At 32.0% G+C, this 18148-nt stretch carries 14 protein-coding genes; 3 read left to right on the top strand and 11 right to left on the bottom strand.

The features are described from left to right. Positions 1-44: 44 nt before the first annotated feature. Entirely contained in the window at positions 45-3107 is a 3063-nt protein-coding gene (locus EGI31_RS22255) for a SusC/RagA family TonB-linked outer membrane protein (protein ID WP_255039397.1), read from the bottom strand. 382 nt (positions 3108-3489) lie between these two features. On the opposite strand from EGI31_RS22255, the gene EGI31_RS22250 reads away from it, so the two are divergent. Next, the gene (locus tag EGI31_RS22250; protein WP_255039396.1) at positions 3490-4236 is read left to right on the top strand and encodes a helix-turn-helix domain-containing protein; all 747 of its coding nucleotides are present in this window, start codon (positions 3490-3492) and stop codon (positions 4234-4236) included. Between the two features lie 567 nt (positions 4237-4803). On the opposite strand, the gene EGI31_RS22245 is transcribed toward EGI31_RS22250, so the two are convergent. The 5 genes from EGI31_RS22245 to EGI31_RS22225 form a co-directional block, all read right to left on the bottom strand. Then, positions 4804-5766, bottom strand: coding sequence for an NAD-dependent epimerase/dehydratase family protein (locus EGI31_RS22245; protein WP_255039395.1), 963 nt, complete (start codon positions 5764-5766; stop codon positions 4804-4806). Positions 5767-5797: 31 nt separating this feature from the next. Beyond that, positions 5798-6736, bottom strand: a complete 939-nt coding sequence (locus tag EGI31_RS22240; RefSeq protein WP_255039394.1) for an NAD-dependent epimerase/dehydratase family protein — start codon at positions 6734-6736, stop codon at positions 5798-5800. 285 nt (positions 6737-7021) lie between these two features. Beyond that, positions 7022-7447, bottom strand: coding sequence for a DUF2147 domain-containing protein (locus EGI31_RS22235; protein ID WP_255039393.1), 426 nt, complete (start codon positions 7445-7447; stop codon positions 7022-7024). Positions 7448-7507: 60 nt separating this feature from the next. Next, a complete protein-coding gene (locus EGI31_RS22230) occupies positions 7508-8068 on the bottom strand; it encodes a Crp/Fnr family transcriptional regulator (RefSeq protein WP_255039392.1) in 561 nt (186 codons plus the stop codon). A gap of 643 nt (positions 8069-8711) precedes the next feature. Next, entirely contained in the window at positions 8712-9095 is a 384-nt protein-coding gene (locus EGI31_RS22225; RefSeq protein ID WP_255039391.1) for a hypothetical protein, read from the bottom strand. A 1026-nt stretch (positions 9096-10121) separates the two neighbouring features. Here EGI31_RS22225 and EGI31_RS22220 point away from each other — a divergent pair. After that, on the top strand, positions 10122-10757 hold the full coding sequence (locus EGI31_RS22220) for an IS1 family transposase (protein WP_255039390.1): 636 nt from the start codon (positions 10122-10124) through the stop codon (positions 10755-10757). Between the two features lie 168 nt (positions 10758-10925). On the opposite strand, the gene EGI31_RS25580 is transcribed toward EGI31_RS22220, so the two are convergent. Beyond that, on the bottom strand, positions 10926-11387 hold the full coding sequence (locus tag EGI31_RS25580) for a hypothetical protein (RefSeq protein WP_310586240.1): 462 nt from the start codon (positions 11385-11387) through the stop codon (positions 10926-10928). A gap of 83 nt (positions 11388-11470) precedes the next feature. Here EGI31_RS25580 and EGI31_RS22210 point away from each other — a divergent pair, with 83 nt between their 5' ends. Beyond that, entirely contained in the window at positions 11471-12298 is an 828-nt protein-coding gene (locus tag EGI31_RS22210) for a DUF2971 domain-containing protein (RefSeq protein ID WP_255039389.1), read from the top strand. Between the two features lie 107 nt (positions 12299-12405). Here the strand turns inward: EGI31_RS22210 and EGI31_RS22205 are convergent, their stop codons facing one another. The 4 genes from EGI31_RS22205 to EGI31_RS22190 are packed head-to-tail and all read right to left on the bottom strand — an operon-like array spanning position 12406 to position 18141. Beyond that, positions 12406-13452 carry a hypothetical protein gene (locus tag EGI31_RS22205; RefSeq protein WP_255039388.1) on the bottom strand — a complete coding sequence of 349 codons (1047 nt, stop codon included), beginning with the start codon at positions 13450-13452 and terminating at the stop codon, positions 12406-12408. Continuing rightward, on the bottom strand, positions 13449-15149 hold the full coding sequence (locus EGI31_RS22200; RefSeq protein WP_255039387.1) for a restriction system-associated AAA family ATPase: 1701 nt from the start codon (positions 15147-15149) through the stop codon (positions 13449-13451). Before EGI31_RS22200 ends, EGI31_RS22205 begins: the two co-directional genes overlap by 4 nt. Continuing rightward, entirely contained in the window at positions 15146-16522 is a 1377-nt protein-coding gene (locus EGI31_RS22195) for a restriction endonuclease subunit S (protein ID WP_255039386.1), read from the bottom strand. Before EGI31_RS22195 ends, EGI31_RS22200 begins: the two co-directional genes overlap by 4 nt. After that, entirely contained in the window at positions 16519-18141 is a 1623-nt protein-coding gene (locus EGI31_RS22190) for a class I SAM-dependent DNA methyltransferase (protein ID WP_255039385.1), read from the bottom strand. The genes EGI31_RS22195 and EGI31_RS22190 overlap by 4 nt, the downstream gene beginning before the upstream one ends. Positions 18142-18148: the final 7 nt, after the last annotated feature.

Here is an 18148-nt window from a genome sequence, read left to right as displayed (position 1 = left end):
TATTTAATCCTATCAAAATTTAGATGAGTTGATTTACCACTTATTTAAAAACCAGCATTTAAGCCTAATCGCAAAGTTCTAGCAGTAGGATAGTTCGCCACATCTACTCCATAAGCAAGTGAATTATTATAGTAGGAGCCAACTTCTGGATCGTATCCTTTATATTTAGTTATTGTTAGAATGTTATCGCCAGAAGCGTAAAGTCTTAGGGTATGAATCTTGATTTTGGCCAAAATGGAAGCAGGTAAACTATATCCTAATGTAATGTTTTTAAAACGCAAATAGGATCCATCCTGAACATACCTGTCGCTAAAACGGTAATTATTATTAGGATCTGCCTCTGTTACACGAGGTTCGTTAGTGGAAGGGTTTGTGGCAGTCCATCTGTTCAAACGTTCAGTAATCAAATTTGCTCCCAAATTTCCTTTTTGGTTTGTAAAAGTTAAACCATTTACAATTTCAGCCCCTTTTACACCTTGGAAAAAAAATCGTAAATCGAAGTTCTTGTAGTTAAAGTTGGTAGTAAAACCATAAGAAAAATCAGGAGTGCCAGATCCTAAGTAAGTACGGTCTTTAGAATCAATAATACCATCCTGATTAAGGTCGACAAATCTAACATCACCAACTTGGGCAGCGTCCTGAAGGGCTTCTCCCTTACTGTTTATGTGTTGCTTCAATTCTTCTGTACTTTGAAAAATTCCATTAGTTTTATAACCATAAAATACCGCTATTTCACGACTAACTTCTGTAATCGTTGTGTTTCCAACTTTTGAAATATTCCCTGATTCAATTGCAGTTCCACCCCCCAACGAAGTTACAGTATTGTTAATTTTAGTGAGATTACCTGTAACCTCATATTTTAACTCACCCTCTTTATTGCTATAGCTCAAAGCCAATTCAATACCTTTGTTTTCAACACTACCAGCATTAACTTTAGCTGCACCGATACCCGAATAAGTTGGAATTGGAACCGCTACAATCATATCGTTAGTGGTTTTAATGAAATAATCAGCAGTAAATGAAAGTTTATTCTTTAATAAAGAAAAATCAATACCAAAATTCGAACTTGTTGTGGTTTCCCATTTCAATTCTTTATTGCTTGCTACCTCAGGTGCAAAGCCTGAAACGGTTTGACCATTGAAAGTATACAAATTATTGCCAACCATAGTAGTTACATAACCATAATTATCTGCACTATTCTGATTCCCAACTTGTCCCCAGCCAACCCGTATTTTTAGGTGGTCAATTGCCGAAACATCTTTTAAAAAAGACTCTTCTGTTAAATTCCAAGCCGCTGCAAATGAGGGAAAGGTACCCCATCGGTTTGCTCCTAAAAAGCGAGAAGAACCATCACGTCGGAGCGTACCCGTTAATAAATATTTACCTGCAAAGTTGTAATTTAGTCTTCCAAAATATGACAGAATTGATTCATCAGATTGATTACTTTTAACCGTATAATCACGAGCATTTTTGGCCGCTGATAGATAAAATTGAGTAGCATCATTCGGTACATCATAAGCCGTCACTTCCATATCCGAGTATTGGCTTTGTTGCGATTCTGTACCAGCCATTATGCCGAATGAATGTTGCTTAAGATCTTTATTGAATGTTACATAGTTCGATAGAACCCACTGAGAAAATTCTCCCCGTTTTTGCCATAATGAACTATTATCACGTGCTTCATCAGTTGAAACAAAAAACTTGGGTGAATAACTCTTATTGTGAGAATTATTATAATTAATACCCATTTGTGAACGAAAAGTAAAATTTTTCAGGAATTTAGCCTCAATAAAAACATTTCCGTTTATTAAGCTACCGTATCCTTTATTATTTATCAATTCATTTACAGAACGTGCTGGATTATTCGTTGAAGACATATCGGCCCTTCCCCAGTTATTAGTATTCCTATCCCATGATGCCGTAATTGGATCTGCGGCTAATGCGGTTGTTAGTACACCAGAATATAAATCGCTGTTATAAAAGGTTTTATCAAATCTTGAAAATGCAACCGAAAGGCCTGAATTTAACCATTGCCTAAGTTGAACATCATTATTGAAACGTAAAAAATACTTTTTCATACCTGAATTTTTAATCAAACCTTCTTGATCAAAAATTGTCCCAGTTATACTATAACGGTTTATTTCATTTCCTCCTAAAACATTTACGCTATAATTACTGATTTTTGCCCCTGAATTCATCACTTCATTTTGCCAATTCGTACCATTATAATTACCACTTTTAATGTAATTAAGACGATTGAATATGTTATTGTCAGTTGGAAGTACAATTTTGTCATTCTCAAAAGCCTCCAAACGAAGTGTGGCATAATCGGTAGCGTTAAGCATACTAATTATTTTTGCTGATTGCTGAAATCCTGAATATGCTTCAAATGAAAACTTCGGCTTATCGGTTTTTTTCCCTCTTTTTGTGGAGATTAATACCACTCCGTTTGCTCCACGAGAACCGTATATGGCAGTTGCAGAAGCATCCTTTAACACTTCAATTGACTCAATATCACCGGGTGCCAAAAATGAAATATCGCCTGTTTGAAAACCATCAACAACATATAATGGGTCTGAATTATTTATTGTACCAACTCCACGAATTCGGATTCGGGCACCTGAACCTGGCTCCCCTGATTCGGCCGATACATCTACGCCTGCCATTCGGCCTTGAAGTGCTTGTCCAACATTTGGTGTAGCAATTTGGTTGATTTGTTCAGACTTCATTGAAGAAACCGAGCCAGTTAGGTCGCTTTTTTTAGCTGTCCCATAACCAACAACTACCAATTCTAACAATTCTTGGTTGTTACTTTTAAGGATAATATCAATTGTTGAACGATTACCAACTGCAACCTCAGTAGTTATATAACCAATCGATGTCGCTACAAGCGTTTTTGTCAAATCGGTAATATTTAGAGAATACTCGCCCTGTGCATTTGTACTTGTGCCAAATTGTGTATCTTTAATTCTAATCGTTACACCTGGTAAACCTTCACCTGCTTTGTCTGTCACTTTCCCAGTAACAATCTTTTGTCTCTGGGCTATGGTATTAAGTGTGCTGTAAAATATTAGTAAACAAAAGTAAAGAGTCCTTTTAATGTTCATATATTGATTGTTTTTGAATAATTACTGATACAAAAGTATACACATAGTAATACTTAGATATAGTAATATTTTATCCAATCATAACACTTAATAATCTAATTTATCGATTTAAATATAATGTTATTTTTATGTAATATAATTATATCAATATATTTGCATAATTTTTAACATATATTGTTTTACTAGAAGTGAATATATTGTAGTAGTATTATATACAAACATAGTACTATTTTATCCTTAAAATAAACTAAAATTAATGGCAACAATAATTAGGGAAATTACTCCTCTTACCCAAGGTGACTGTTTCACTTATTTTTCAAGAGTGAAATCAGAATTTAATTTTCCGTTACATACGCACGAGGAATTTGAGATAAACTTCATCATGAATGCCAAAAATGCTAAAAGAATTGTGGGTGACCATTCTGACTTAATAAATGAATTAGAATTAGTTTTAGTAGGCAGTAATCTGCCACACGCTTGGTTTTCACATCAATGCCAAAGTGAGAAAATAACCGAAGTTACAATTCAGTTTCACCGAGATTTATTTGATGATAAATTTTTACGTAGAAATCAACTGAACTTTATAAAGACATTATTAGAACGTTCCGCAAAAGGAATTCTCTTTTCATTCGAAACAGCAACAGCACTTAAACCACGATTCTTGAATTTACACCAAAAGAGCGGGTTTGATTCGGTTTTAGAATTGATGTCGATTTTGCATGATTTGTCTATTTCCCGAAATATGCGAACGCTATCAAATATAACATTTTCTGGCGACGCTCTTTCATATAACAGCCGTAGGCTTGAAAAAGCCTTTGAATATATGCGAGCCAATTTTGATAAAAATATCAGCTTAGAGGAAATTGCAAAATTAGTTGATATGGCAGAAGTATCGTTTAGTAGATTTATTAAAAAACGTACTGGAAAGACATTTATAGATAGTTTAAATCAAATTAGAATTGGTCATGCTTCTCGCCTTTTGATTGATACAACTCACACCATAGCAGAGATTTCGTTTCAAACTGGATTTAATAATTTATCCTATTTTAATCGCATTTTTAAGGCACGAAACAATTGCACTCCAAAAGAATTTAGAGAAAACTTTTCTGGTACTCGAACTTTTGTATAAAAAAAATCTTTAAATTCTGATTTCTGTTTTGAAAAAAGCATAATCAAATTCTTATTGAATGGTAGATTACAACAAATACCTCACAATAATATTTATAATATACTCGATTAATGTAATTTGGATATTTTACTATTCCTTTTAGTTTGATATGCGAATATTAAACCTCAGATTGAGCAGAAAGTTTCGAGTAAGATATGGACAGAATTCAATTTAAATTTGCCTGAGATAGATCTATATCTTTAAAAAGGGACACTTTTTTTTAAAGTCACCTACTGAAAAAAAAGGCCAAATGAGAGTTGACCCCTGAAAAAGCCACTTAAAATACGGTTCCTCTTTTCAAATTCCTTTAAGAATATATAACTACATTATTTGATTTTTTAAAACTATATTTATCCTTCTGACTAAAGCATCTAGTTATGAACACAACAACAATTTGTAATTGAATCTAAAACTTTCTGGATAAATCCGATAAAGCACGAGAACTTAAAGAGGAATCTTAATTGCTTAAAATTAGCATTGTACTATGAAATTCAAGCTTTATATATTTATTATTTGCAAGTGTTCGTTTTAATCATGATTTAGCTCACGAAATGCCTCATCCAATGTTATAACTGGTTTATACCCCAAATCAATGATTGCTTTTTGATGATTTATTGTAAAATTGCTGGATAACATATACGCAGCCAATCTCGTGATGGGTGGTGTATTTTTAATTTTAAATATTTGCCAAAAAAACTCTACTACGTTTGCCAAAGTCCGCACAACAAATTTAGAAATATTTTTGTCTGAAGGGAATGCTTTTTTCGTTGCAATATACCTACTCAAAAAATCTTTGTAGGTACTTATCTCCTTGTCCGTGATAAAATAAATTTGATTGGACCGCCAGTTTTCTAAAGCACATTTAATTCCCTCTATTAAATTATATATATGCGTTGTACTAGTTTTATTAGAACCATCATTTATCCAAGTAAATTTATTAAGTTTAACCATATTAACCAAGATGGGTAAAATGGTTTGGTCTCCTGGGCCCCATACCAATCTAGGCCTAATTACCATTACTTCAAAAACCCCATCTAAATTTGAATTTAAAACCAATTTTTCAGACTCCAATTTCGATTCAGAATATAAAAACTTACTTTTTTTAGGCAAAGGATAGGATTCGTCAATATAATTTAAATCATTACCTACAAACAACACGGCTTCAGTACTAATATGTAGAAAACGTTTAATTTTACTTTTCTTTGCTATCTCAATGAGTTGTTTCGTACCATCCACTGTCGTTTGCCAAAATTCTTCTCTAGTTCCCCATTCTTTAGTAAATGCCGCTGCATGTATTATCATATCACAATTATTCAAGTGTTTAGCTTCAACATGTCCAAGTTCACAGTATACAGGAATGGCACCAATAAGCCTCACCTTTTCTGCCGCAAATTCGGTCCTGCACATTGCGTAAAAGGTATTGTGTGCTGAAAGTCGCTTGACAATATTACTACCAATAAATCCGGAAGCACCTGTTATAAATATATTCATAGTATAATCTTTTTTAAAATAGAATCTACCTCTAATTTGGTTTACTCATTTGTTCAATTGCTTGTTTTACAGCATCTGCATTTTTTATTGGAGTGAAATTAAAATAGCTGTTAAACTTACTACTATCGAAGAAATAATCTCGATCAAATTGGTAATTCATCTCCGCCAATTCTTTCATGACTGAATCAAAATGTCCTACCGTTTTTAATAACCAATTCGGTAAAGTATAATAATGCTTATTTGTATTCATTGCCGTTGCAAATAGATTTATCCATTCTTCTCCTGTTATTTTCTCACTATCAGTGGGTAAGTTCCATATTTGATTATATGCCTCAGGGGAGTTGCCTAAAATTGCGGTTCCTTTAGCCAGGTCAGGAACATAACCCATCGTGTGAATAACTTTAGAATTGCAAAACCATTGTGGTTTTTTACCTTTTACAAGATTATTATATACTAAATTCATTAAAATACTATTAGCTTTAATACTCCCTCCAAAAAAATCTGGTGCTCTTGCAACAATAGCTTGTAAATTATCTTTTTCAATACTCTTCAAAATAAGCCTGTCAACCTCTGCTCGTACTTCTCCTTTCAAACTAGTTGGACTTATTGGAGAATTTTCAGTCATATGCTTTATATTATCCCGTCCAATAGCATAAACATTATCAAAAAATACAAGTTTGGACTTGTACTCCAAACAAGCTGCAATAACATTTTTGATAAATGGAACCCAATTTTCTTTCCAAACTTTTGTTTTGTACGGAAAACCAATTGTTACATATGTAATTCCAGAACCTTTTACCGATCTGAATAAATCATCTTTATTGGTTAAGTCAGCAGGAAATAAAATATCCGTGGAGTTTACTCGTTTGGGATTTCTATTTACTAACCTTATGTCTGAGGTGTAGTCCAATAATACTTTTCCCAACTCATTACCAATCGATCCACCTGCTCCTAATATTGTTTGAACCATATTAATTAAAAGTCAAAAGGTTGTTATAAATTAAAATGCGAGAGACTTATATAATGTGTTTTCGTCTCTAAAGAATAAAAAAATGGATTACAAAATTTTAGAGCTATTTGATTTGATGTTTTCTACGATGATAAACAATTATTTAAATTGTGCCCTTAAATAATTCCTTCTTACACCTTAAAAGCTTACTTTACCACCAATTCGTAGATAAAATATACTTTTGGGCTCCGATTCAAAGTTTTAATTATTTTCAGAATTTCCATTCTTAAAAGGATTCTAAATAATTCACTTAACTTTTGTCCAGGTTTCGGTTTTGTAAAATAAACCCCAATAACCTCTCATTTTAAGAGTAAAATCATTGTTAAGCCATAACTTTCCAGAATATGTCTTTCCATCCCTGCTATCATACACTTTACCCTTGACGTATTCATCTCCCTCCTTTATAAAATCCCATAGAATTAAAGAGTTTAACAAAGGCATTCCTTTTTTTGAGGGATCTGGATTATTTTCATCCATCAAATATTTATTGTTTTTTGGATTGAATGGAAATTTCAACCACGCAATTTTTCCGTGATATTTTCCATTGATATAATTTATTTCAACGTGTGCCTTCTTGTCTTGGGTTAACCAAGTACCTATGATTGGATTAGAAGTCTGCGAAAAAATTGGATTCACAAATAAGATAAATAAAATAAATGGAAGTTTTTTCATCTTTCGTTTAATTATAATGCAAAAGTATTGTGTTTAAATCTACGTAAAGAAGACATTTGTCTATAAATCATACTTACGTATTCTGCTCAAATGACGAGGAGTAATTCCCAAATAAGTTGCTAAATATTTCAATGGGATTTGATTAATTAAACGTGAATAATTTTTCAATAAATTTTCGTACCGCTGTTTTGCAGATAATTTGAGAAAGGAAACAAATCGCTCTTCAAGTTGTACAAATTGCAATTCAGTTAATATGAGGCCAATTTTTTGCCATGCTAAACTATTTTCATAAAGTACTTCGATATCCTTTTTTTTTAAAACGAAAAGTTTCGTGTCAACTATTGCTTGTATATTTTCCTCAGTTGGGTTATTAGTGATAAAACTAGAAAAAGCAGACATTAGCTGATTTTCAAAACTAAAACAATATGTGATTTCGTCACCGGTATTGTTAATATAAAATGAACGCAAAATTCCACTCTCAATAAATACTATTTCATTACATATTTTACCTTCTTTTATCAAAAAGTCTCCCTTTTTAATGTTTTTTTCAATAACATGATTATCCAATAATATTAGCTCGCTCTCGGATAATATAGAAAATGAATTAAAATATGCTTTCATTAATATAATATAATCTTAAATTTTTATTGCGTAATTTTACCTAGTTAAATATGTTGCATCTAGAATTAATTTATTCCAAGTGTTTATTTTTTCAATAATCTTTCCATTTGAGATGATAAACTATTCTAAACATTTAACTTCAAGATCCTCGGTTCTAATTGGGGCTCAGATGAACAAATGAAAATATTTATACTCTGGTAAACATTACATAAATCCTAATAACCCTTATCCTTTCGATACTTATAGAGCAACCTATCTTTGGCTGTTTGAACTAAAAAAGTTGACTTAGAGATTTTCTATGTGCAACTAATATAACCATTAAAAATTGATACTTACTAATTAAAAATGCGTTTTGCAGTCATTTTCAGCGAACTCAAAAATTTCTAGGCAAATACATTTCCACTGTCAATTCGTAAGAAAAAATACGGTTAGAGTTTCTTTATTTTCAACTTAGCTAAAAAAAAGCAAAAGGAACTTTACAAATCCAAGGGGATTCAACAATGAAGCCATCTATAAGTATCAATTTAATTGAAGATCTAAATGAGTAGTTTATTCATGAATCCACTATTATTCTAGTCCTCTTTAATATATTATATTCAAACTGTATGTTCCAAAATTAATCGTACCAGAGGGTTTAGGTTTGCTATAACCATGGTGTTTTCGATACCACCCTTACCAACTTAAACTTGGGCTTATCCAAAAATAGCCCACCAATTTTTGCCTGTAAATAGTAAATCATATTAGGCTCGGTATGCAGGTTAAAGCTTGTAGACCTAGTTATTTGGCCAGAAATCGAATTTTCTCCAGCAGGTATCAAAATAGATTCGGTTGAGTGCTCCTTCAATTTAATAGAAGATTTTCCATTAATGCGTATATTTAACTTCTGCCAACTACCAATTCCCATTAACAACTCAGCTCGTTTAAATACTATTTCCGAATACTCATTTAATATCTGAGCATTTGTATCTAGATTCGTGACCAGTAATAGGGAGGTTATTAAAAACGTTAAGGGCTTATAAAATTTCATAAATATGTATTTTCAATCAAAAGGTTTCAGTTAATCATTTTTATAACTGTACATCAAAATTCTAGTTAATTACTTTATTGTCAAATATTTGCACTTATATATCTATCCTTTAGTCTTATTTTTATCGTAGATCATCGCAGAAGAAAGAATTAAGGTGCAAACCAAACTAATTACAGTAAACACCAATCCAAAGTTATTCTTCCAAATTATTTGTTCTACAAATAGTAAATAAACTATTGCTAGTAACGTTGTCAAAGAAATTACCAATACCACCCATCTGGCGTCCAAATTTAATATTGTTTTCATACATTTAATTGTATTTCAAGGTAACTAGAAGCGTCATTTGCGTTGATAATTCGTGTAACAAAATATTGTCGTGCTGAAACAAACTTATAGTTTTAGAAAATATTTTCTAGAGTATCTTCAGAAGAAATATTCAAATTTGGGTAATAAGAAATTCTTTTAAACCCATTTTAAATGTACCTTCCTCTGTTTAAAATAGGTTTTTTGTATTGGGTAGTAATAATTCGGTAGTCCCAAATCATTTATTAGAGTATCTCTCCCTTTGTACCAAGTGCTTGCAGTTACTCCGTGTTTTTTGGCAAATTCTGCGAGGTATCCTGCTAATTTTTGTTTGACGAGGTGGTTAATTTGTTTTAAACGTTCAGTGTATTTAAAAAACATCTTTAGCACGTAAAAATGAAATTCAATTAAAATAAATAGTTTCGCTTTCTAATTAAAATTCCAAGCAGCTTCAAAGGTGATAAAAATACAATAATTGGTGATGAGAGGAATACTTTACACGAAACTCCGAGAAAGTAGTATAACTGAATAGGTAATGTGTCAAAAGTGTTGGTGACCCCATTTCAATCATAAATAGCCAATTTATCAATCTAAAGGATGATTTTTCAGGATATATTGCGTCTTAACAAGATACTATTAATCTCCTTAAATCAACCAAAATGGCTTCTTTAGCATGTTCATGTTCCAAACATGTTGGTAAAAACATAAAGTGCTGAAAATGTGATGCTTACCTTAATAAAATATGGTAAAGATTCAAGACAAAAACAACGATATTTTTGTAAAAAATGTAATACTACAAAAGTTGAATTTTATACTTACATGGCTTATAAACAAGATATTAACCAAAATATTGTTTCGTTGACTAAAGAGGGTGTGGGAATTTTGAGCACTGCCAGATTATTAGCTATTTCATCCACTACTTTGCTCAAAAGAATTAAACAAATTGCTTCCAATATCACCCAACCGTCCATTTCTACAGGCAAAACTTACGAAATAGATGAAATGCGGTCGTTTACTGGTAATAAGAACAAGCTCATTTGGATTGTTTATGCCTTAGAAAAGGAAAGTAAGAAAATAGTAAGTTTCAATGTGGGAGCAAGAACCAACAAAACGCTTTCAATGGTTATTAAAACCGTCACTCTTTCAAATCCCAAAATGATATACACCGACAAACTAAACAATTACAAACACCTAATAGAAAATGAAATTCATAACAGCAAAAATCGTGCGACCAACTCCATAGAACGTATGAATTTGACACTGCGTACACATCTAAAGAGACTAAATCGAAAAACTATTGCTTTTTCAAGATCAATAGTCGTATTATCGGCTATTCTTAAAATTTACTTTTGGGGATGACCGGATGCTTATCAAAACCGAAACATATCTTGAAAATCGATATCTAATTTATTAATTCCTTAAGAAGCACCTACAGTTTAAGTAAAATGAAAACTAACGGTCAGACCATTAGTCGGACCTGAAAGTATATTAATCCCCATCAAATCCCGAAAAACCAAAGAAAATAAATTAATCCAGAATATCGCAATAGTACAAACAATAAAAGCCCTCAGGTAAATTAGTCCTCCATGTATTCGGAGCATTAGCCCAGTTCGAACGAAACTTAATAAGAGAAAGAACCAATGCCGGACTAGCAGCGGCTGGAGCCAGAGGCCGAGTAGGAGGGAGGCACAACAAACTGTCCGACCAAAAACAACAAATAACATGTACAACTCCAAAAAATACACCATCAAAGCCATCTGTGAAGAAATTGCCATCAGTAAACCCACCATCTACAAGTACCTTAGGTAAAGACGCCATGTTTGGCGTCTCAGTTTTCCGACGCCATGTGTCACCCTGTGTCATTACTGAGCCTGCCGAAGTAACCCTGCCGAAGGGTGTCATACTGGGCCTGGCGAAGTAGGCCTGACGAACTAAGCTCTTCGCAATGTATTGCCTCTCAAAGAGGCTACCGAAATACTTAAATCTCATGAAAAATATGTAAATAATAACAATAAAGCATTAAATAGCATAAGAAACCAATTCCAAAACTTAAACTCCCAATTTACCAAAAAATGAAACTCCGAAAACGAAGCTTTGAACAAATCGAGGTCGACACACATAAAATGACCGAAAAAGAGGCACTGAAATTAATCCCCCGAAAACTATATAAATACTATCCTATCAATGAATTCACCTTTAAGGTCTTAACCGAACAAGCCATTTACTTTTCAAAACCATCGGGTTTCAGTGACCCCTTCGACTGTAAACTCAACATCAATTTTGGAAAAAGTACTATCCAAATAAATGAAAACCTTAACCATTATTTCCCACAGTTAGTACCTCTGCTCGACAAAACCGACATATTCAATGGCTCATTCAAAACGACAAAAGAGATCAACCAATTTCTAAATACATTAGTACTTTCTATATTGGATATGCAAATGGGAGTGACTTGTTTTTCTGAAGTAAGGGATTCTCCACTCATGTGGGCACATTATGCTCATTCCCATTCTGGTATCTGTCTTGAATTCGACATGAAAACACCGAGTTTCTTCAGGGACAACCTAATTCCTGTGATGTACTTTGACAAATACCCTGTTTACAGTATGGAAGAATACAAATCCAATGGCTTAGGTAACTTACTGACAAGGATGATGGCCTCTAAATCTGAAGATTGGGATTACGAGTTCGAGTGGCGATGTACTACTGAAAAAGGAGGAGCCAAAACCTACTCTTTTGACAAAGCATTGGTTACAGGGATTATATTCGGCATCAACTGCCCAGAGGACCAAAAAACCAAAATCTTAGAAATCCTCCAAGACCTAAATTACTGTAATTGCATCCCATACCAAGCCGATATGAACTCCTCAAAATTCAAAATCGACATTGTTAGATATTAAATGTATAATCTTTTCCTGACCTAAAAAAAGAGTTTAGAAAATATTAGAATGGAAAATGAAAATAGGATAAAGAAACTTGATATTAGGGTAAATACTGATAGGTTAATTTAACTATTTGAACTATAATTATTTAATCCTTTCAAATATGCAATTCTTAAAAAATTCATATCAAATAAGCGATTAGACTCTAAGGTATCTAAATATTGTTGATGGGTTTTTCCAAAATTTAAGTCTGCAATATATTGCTCTTCATAAAACGAATACATTTCTTCAGAACAGCACTCAACGAGGTAATTTTCTTTTATACCGAAAAGCCGATCCCATGTATCTATTTGTTCTTCATATCCTTGACATTTTAATTTAATATTCATATCAGCTGGTTCCAAATCTTCGGAAAGAGCCCTATTTAGTGTGATTTCTACATCTATTCTTGGAAATGGAACAATTTTGCTAAATGGAAAAAACGCCCGCTTTCTCGTCTTTGAAACAATCCGACTATTCCGTTTTATTATTTCAAAAATGGTATTTTCCGCTAATTTGTATTTGCTATTACAATTGTCACAAATTGGTAATAAATTGTTTGTGTTTATGGAAGTAAATGGGAAATGATTTCTTGGTAAATAATGGTCTAATGCACTTCTTTTAGAGTGAAACTTTATTAAAACTTTATTTATCCCACAACATCTACAAGTCCTTGATTTGCCAACGATACTTTTATAATAGTCCTCAATTTTTCCGTATTTATTATAAAAAACTGCTTTATTTACAGCCTCGTCATAAAGTTTGTCAAAAAATGTTTTGATTTGTTTACTTAAATTTTCATCTATTAAGTCAATATCAGAATATTCTAATGGAGTCAAATTCCCATTACACAATATTCTAATTTTATTATTCTGATGGACTCCTCTTTTTAATATTTTTAAATGCTTCTTCGAAAGATTTTTACATGTTTTATAGCATTCCCTTAATGGGTGTAGTAAGTATTCGTCATTTACCGCTTCTAATAATGGCCTATATTTAGAAAGAACCAATGATGTGTCAAATGTTGGATTTGCTATATAAGGAGCTCGAAATATTACATCTAGAAATAAGTGGTTCACAAATGATTGAATCTTGTGAAACTTAGAATTAATATGTCTATATGGTCTAATCATCTTTCCTTAATTATTTCCGTCATTTCTTTTATTAATAGAACTTTCTCTATTGAGTCCCCCAACTCAGAATTTAACTCCTCAATTAACTCTTCAACATTTTTAGTCTGTATAAACCTTTCCCTATAGGCATTCAACTTTTTAAGTGAGTATTCTCCTATCGTATTCTTTCGCTTAAAAATTTTGTTCGTCAAAATATTAACTGATGTCCCGAAAGTGTCTATATCCAAATCTTGTGCATTTTGTGGTTGATTTCCTTTATCAAATACAATTACTTTATCAGGAAAACAATCCGAAATAATAAACGGTGAATGAGAAGTAATAAGGATTTCTCTCATTAAATTATTTGTACCACTCTTGCTTAAGCATTCCTTCAATACACTGATGAATTCTGAACGCCACTCAGGGTTAAAATGCGTTTCAGGCTCATCCAGTAACATCAGAGTACTTTTATCTCCTAGCAAAAGGCATATTCCCATAGTATGTAAAAACTGGTGTTCACCGTCAGAAAATGCTTTCAAAAGCATTTTGTCATCAGAATTTTTCTTTTTCAACTGGAATAAATGGAAAAGAAAAATATGCTCCTGCTCCTTGAAAGAAGGTATTTTATACATGGCATACAAACTTTCGGAATTATATAATTCTTTCTTGAGTTCTTTATCAACTACTCTCATATTGAGTAAAGTAAGAACCTGAAAAGCTTTAAACAGCTGTAATGGTGTTTCAAAATGTTTTTTGAATGCAGTTCTTAAAACACTTTCTTTAGTCTCCTTGTTCTCATCGAAATAAAAATCCAATATTTCGTATTCATATCCTCTTTCATTTTCAGCGAGTTGTGTGAATTTCGCTGTTGCACACTTACGCAATTTATCCAATGTTTCTTCTACTAATGGTAAAAGATATCCTAATTCAGGATCTTCGCTGTCATAATATAATTTAAGGTTGTTTATCACCAATCGAAAACTGTGTAGTTTGTCAATGTTCAACTGCTCTTTGATTGGTTCGATTGTATCATCATTTTGTAAAAGAAAGTTAGCTAAAAGAATTGATTGGCTCATATGATAATCCATATATACTAAACTACTCTCTGGTTTCTCTTCTAGCTTATAATCCAAGACAAGTTTTTTTCTATTCCTTAAATGATAGATATACTCATCTAACTGTAACATTCGAGATTTAATAAAGGGAAGACTCAATATTTCATTTTCTCCTGACGAATAGCCAATTACAAATTCTGGTAAATAACTTCGGATATAACGTGAAATATCTAGATATTCAGGTTCGATAGATTGGTCCAAGGCTTTTATTTTTATTTGGGGAACTTCGCCTTTGTTTTTCCTAATTATTACATTATGATAGTTTTCTACTTCTTTCTCTGCTTCACGGGGAATAATGAAATACTCTAATTCATACGCAACTGGATCGGATAATTCTTTTTTAAAATCACTTTGCAGATAATCCGAAGCCTCTATATCTAATGTACAACATTCCAAATGGTAGAAAATATTTGATAAGGCTTCCAAAACATTAGATTTTCCACTTCCATTTAGTCCAGCAAAACAGAATGGGTGAAAATTACTCCATTCCTCACATGGCTGATCTTCTCTAAAAATTATGGTAAAATTCTCCTTCCCTTGATCTGTTTTTATTTCATCAAGGCTTCGGAACTTTTCAAATAGGCTTAAACGGACTAATTTCATTTTACCTGTAATTCAATTTTAGCATTATCGATATTTAGATATTGCTTTAACCCTCGAGCTTGCATTTCAGATTGTTCTAACAAATCGAATAATAAATCTCGTTTTGAATCGTAATCTGTTTTGTTGACAAAATTGCATTCATTAAAGTCTTTAATTAAGCTTTTTAATGCATTAGTATTAAATAATATAAAATCAGAACCAATATTTTTACCAATAAAAAGATGCTCTAAATATGAATTAAATAACAATCCCAATAATTCTTTTATCTTGTGGCTTTTTTCTATTTGATTATCAATAATAGTATGAATTTTTTCAAATTTTTCAACAGTTAGAAAATCATTGGGAATAGGGATAGAAATATCTTTTATGTACGTTGAACTCAAATTTTTCTGTCTGGCTCCCCGTCGCTTTTGTAAATAATATTCCCTTGAAAGTTTAAGAGCATAGAAAACGTATAATGTATATCTATCGTCATTCAGTTTTGCGTATATTATAGCTTGATTGCAACTACACTCAATCTTATTTATACTCATCTTAAATGCAGCAGTATCATACATACCTATCATAATACTATATACTGGAATAAGTTTAGCACTAGAATTCGTTATTGCATCTTCTGTAATATATTTTTTACTTTCTTCTATATAAGTTTCGTTCAGCTCTCCTGAAGTAAACCAAGGAATTTCTCCGAGATAATATTCTCCTGACTTAGTAGGAGGTGTCCCTCCTGTATTCCAAACTCCTAATTCTGAAAGTTTCTTAATTGTTTTCCATTCATAAGTGTTATTAATCGGATCTCCAAAAAGGTCGTAGAATGCTGAATAAAGTAATTTTGTCAACGACTTCTCATTTCTATTTCTTTTGATTTCAATATCCTGAATTGAATTTAAAAGAGTCACAATTTTGATTTGTTCATCAATTTCAGGTACTGGAATTTTTATTTGCTCCAACCTTTCCTTCGTAATCGAATCTAATCCTGTTGTTTTATTTGCTATTAGACCTAAATCTATATTGAGTAGATAGTAATATAAATAAAAGTTATTAATTATTTTATCGTCAAGAATTTCCAATGCAAAAATATGACTTACGATATACACCTCTGTACCAATAATCGCTCTGTGATTTAAACCTACTGAGCCACTTCTAGGAAGTAGAATTGAACCTTTTTTTATTATTCTAAAGCCATTAAATTTTGCATATTCAAGGTCTAATTTCTTTTCTGTCTTAACAAGATTTGTGGTTAAATGATAAGATCCTAAGTCTTTCATTTTAACAAATGGTAATCCATTACTTTCTGAAAATGCCTTTTCTGTTTTCGGATTGGGTTTTCCCCCAAATACATTACACAAGTCACCTAGAGCTATTTCTTTCATTTAATAATTTTATTTAAATCGCTAAGGTTTTTAAAAACAATTTCTTCTAATTCAATTATTTTTCCTAAAATATCCTTTGGTGGATCATAGTTTTTTGGGACATATTTTATTTCAAGATATCTATTGTAAGTTAGGTCAAATTTATTTTCAATAATTACATCTAGATCCACATAAAAATGCTTTTGTGAACGATCTTTTTGAGGATTATTTTTATGATTTCGGGTTTCAAACTGGTTTATTACTTCTGGCAGTGGAAAATCATTTCTTACTTTTTTTCTACTATTGTCTAAAGTGTAACCATCTGAATCCATACCGTAGAACCATACTTTTTTTGTGTAATATATATCAGAATCAAATTGCATTTTAGTAAATAAAAGTATGGAAGTTTTAACTCCTGTATATGGATAAAATACACCACTCGGTAATGAAATTACCGCTTCTAAGTCGCAATCTTTTAATAATATTTCACGAGCAGTTTTATACGCTTTTCCAGAATTGAATAGGACTCCTTCGGGTATAATTACCGCAGCTCTTCCATTTTTCTTCAGCATATATATGATACGTTCTAAGAATAAAAGTTCTGTTTGTAATGATTGTGTTTTTCCTTCCTTTATGTCATAAATTCGATTCAAATTTTTACTTATCGATTTACTATTGACCTTAGCAGCAAAAGGAGGGTTTGCGAGAATGTGTGAAAACTCCTCTTTTCCCAAAGATGAAAATATTTTATCGTGGTATTTAATTTCTTCACCCTTTAATAATTGTTCCGGTGTAAAGGACTTCTTGTTAAATTCATAATAATACTCTTCATATTCATCAGAGATGGAATTCAAATTAATAATATGTGGCTTTTCGATACCATGCATCATCATATTCATCATTCCTATACGCACCATGGTTGCATCAATATCAAAACCAAAAAATGCATTCTCTTTTAACTGTTTTTTCTTTTTTACGGTTAGTTTTTTACCATCAAGCCCTTTCTCCAACTGATTCTCCTCGTCAAGAATAATCTTATCACTGTTTTCTTTAAGAATGTATTGAAATGCACCAACTAAAAACCCAGAGCTCCCACTAGTTACATCACAAATTTTCGCATCTTCAGTATCAATATTTGGAGCTACTAGTTCATTCATCATTTGAATGATATGTCTGGGCGTTCTGAATTGCCCATTTTTACCTGCTTCATTTGTCGCTCTTAATAGATATTCATATACATCACCTAATAAATCTTGAAAATGTTGATTCTGCCTTTCCTCTTCTTCAACCAAGTAAAAAATATCGTCAATTATCCTTATAGCTTCTTCTAGTAAAGAAGGAGTAATTATGGCAAATCGAGCATTGCTCATTTCTATCGCAAATGGTTCATCCTTGGCTGATAAATCATTTTGAATAAAATTGAAAACTTCTTCTACTCTTAATTTGAGTTCAATTCCTTGTAAGTTATTATAATCACTCCATTTAACTTTGTTTGGGACTTCTGGATGAAACTTTTCTAACCGTTTCATAAATATCAAATAGGATATGTTATCAATCGCCGTTATGGGATTTGATAAACCACCCGCCCAAAGTCTGTCCCAAAGTAATTGTACTTTATTTTTTATTTCTGTTGAAATCATAATCTTT

It is taken from the genome of Lacihabitans soyangensis (assembly GCF_024343775.1).
Taxonomy (GTDB): Bacteria; Bacteroidota; Bacteroidia; order Cytophagales; family Spirosomataceae; genus Leadbetterella; species Leadbetterella soyangensis.
Note: the sequence above shows the minus strand (reverse complement) of the source record. Positions and strands in the feature narration are given on the sequence as shown.

Coding starts and splice junctions, on each gene's coding strand:
- EGI31_RS22240 (WP_255039394.1), bottom strand. CDS start 6,736: ATGGTTCAAACAATATTAGGAGCAGGTGGATCGATTGGTAATGAGTTG.
- EGI31_RS22235 (WP_255039393.1), bottom strand. CDS start 7,447: ATGAAAAAACTTCCATTTATTTTATTTATCTTATTTGTGAATCCAATT.
- EGI31_RS22200 (WP_255039387.1), bottom strand. CDS start 15,149: ATGAAATTAGTCCGTTTAAGCCTATTTGAAAAGTTCCGAAGCCTTGAT.
- EGI31_RS22190 (WP_255039385.1), bottom strand. CDS start 18,141: ATGATTTCAACAGAAATAAAAAATAAAGTACAATTACTTTGGGACAGA.
- EGI31_RS22255 (WP_255039397.1), bottom strand. CDS start 3,107: ATGAACATTAAAAGGACTCTTTACTTTTGTTTACTAATATTTTACAGC.
- EGI31_RS22225 (WP_255039391.1), bottom strand. CDS start 9,095: ATGAAATTTTATAAGCCCTTAACGTTTTTAATAACCTCCCTATTACTG.
- EGI31_RS22230 (WP_255039392.1), bottom strand. CDS start 8,068: ATGAAAGCATATTTTAATTCATTTTCTATATTATCCGAGAGCGAGCTA.
- EGI31_RS22250 (WP_255039396.1), top strand. CDS start 3,490: ATGAATGCCAAAAATGCTAAAAGAATTGTGGGTGACCATTCTGACTTA.
- EGI31_RS22245 (WP_255039395.1), bottom strand. CDS start 5,766: ATGAATATATTTATAACAGGTGCTTCCGGATTTATTGGTAGTAATATT.
- EGI31_RS22195 (WP_255039386.1), bottom strand. CDS start 16,522: ATGAAAGAAATAGCTCTAGGTGACTTGTGTAATGTATTTGGGGGAAAA.
- EGI31_RS25580 (WP_310586240.1), bottom strand. CDS start 11,387: ATGAGATTTAAGTATTTCGGTAGCCTCTTTGAGAGGCAATACATTGCG.
- EGI31_RS22205 (WP_255039388.1), bottom strand. CDS start 13,452: ATGATTAGACCATATAGACATATTAATTCTAAGTTTCACAAGATTCAA.
- EGI31_RS22210 (WP_255039389.1), top strand. CDS start 11,471: ATGAAACTCCGAAAACGAAGCTTTGAACAAATCGAGGTCGACACACAT.
- EGI31_RS22220 (WP_255039390.1), top strand. CDS start 10,122: ATGCTTACCTTAATAAAATATGGTAAAGATTCAAGACAAAAACAACGA.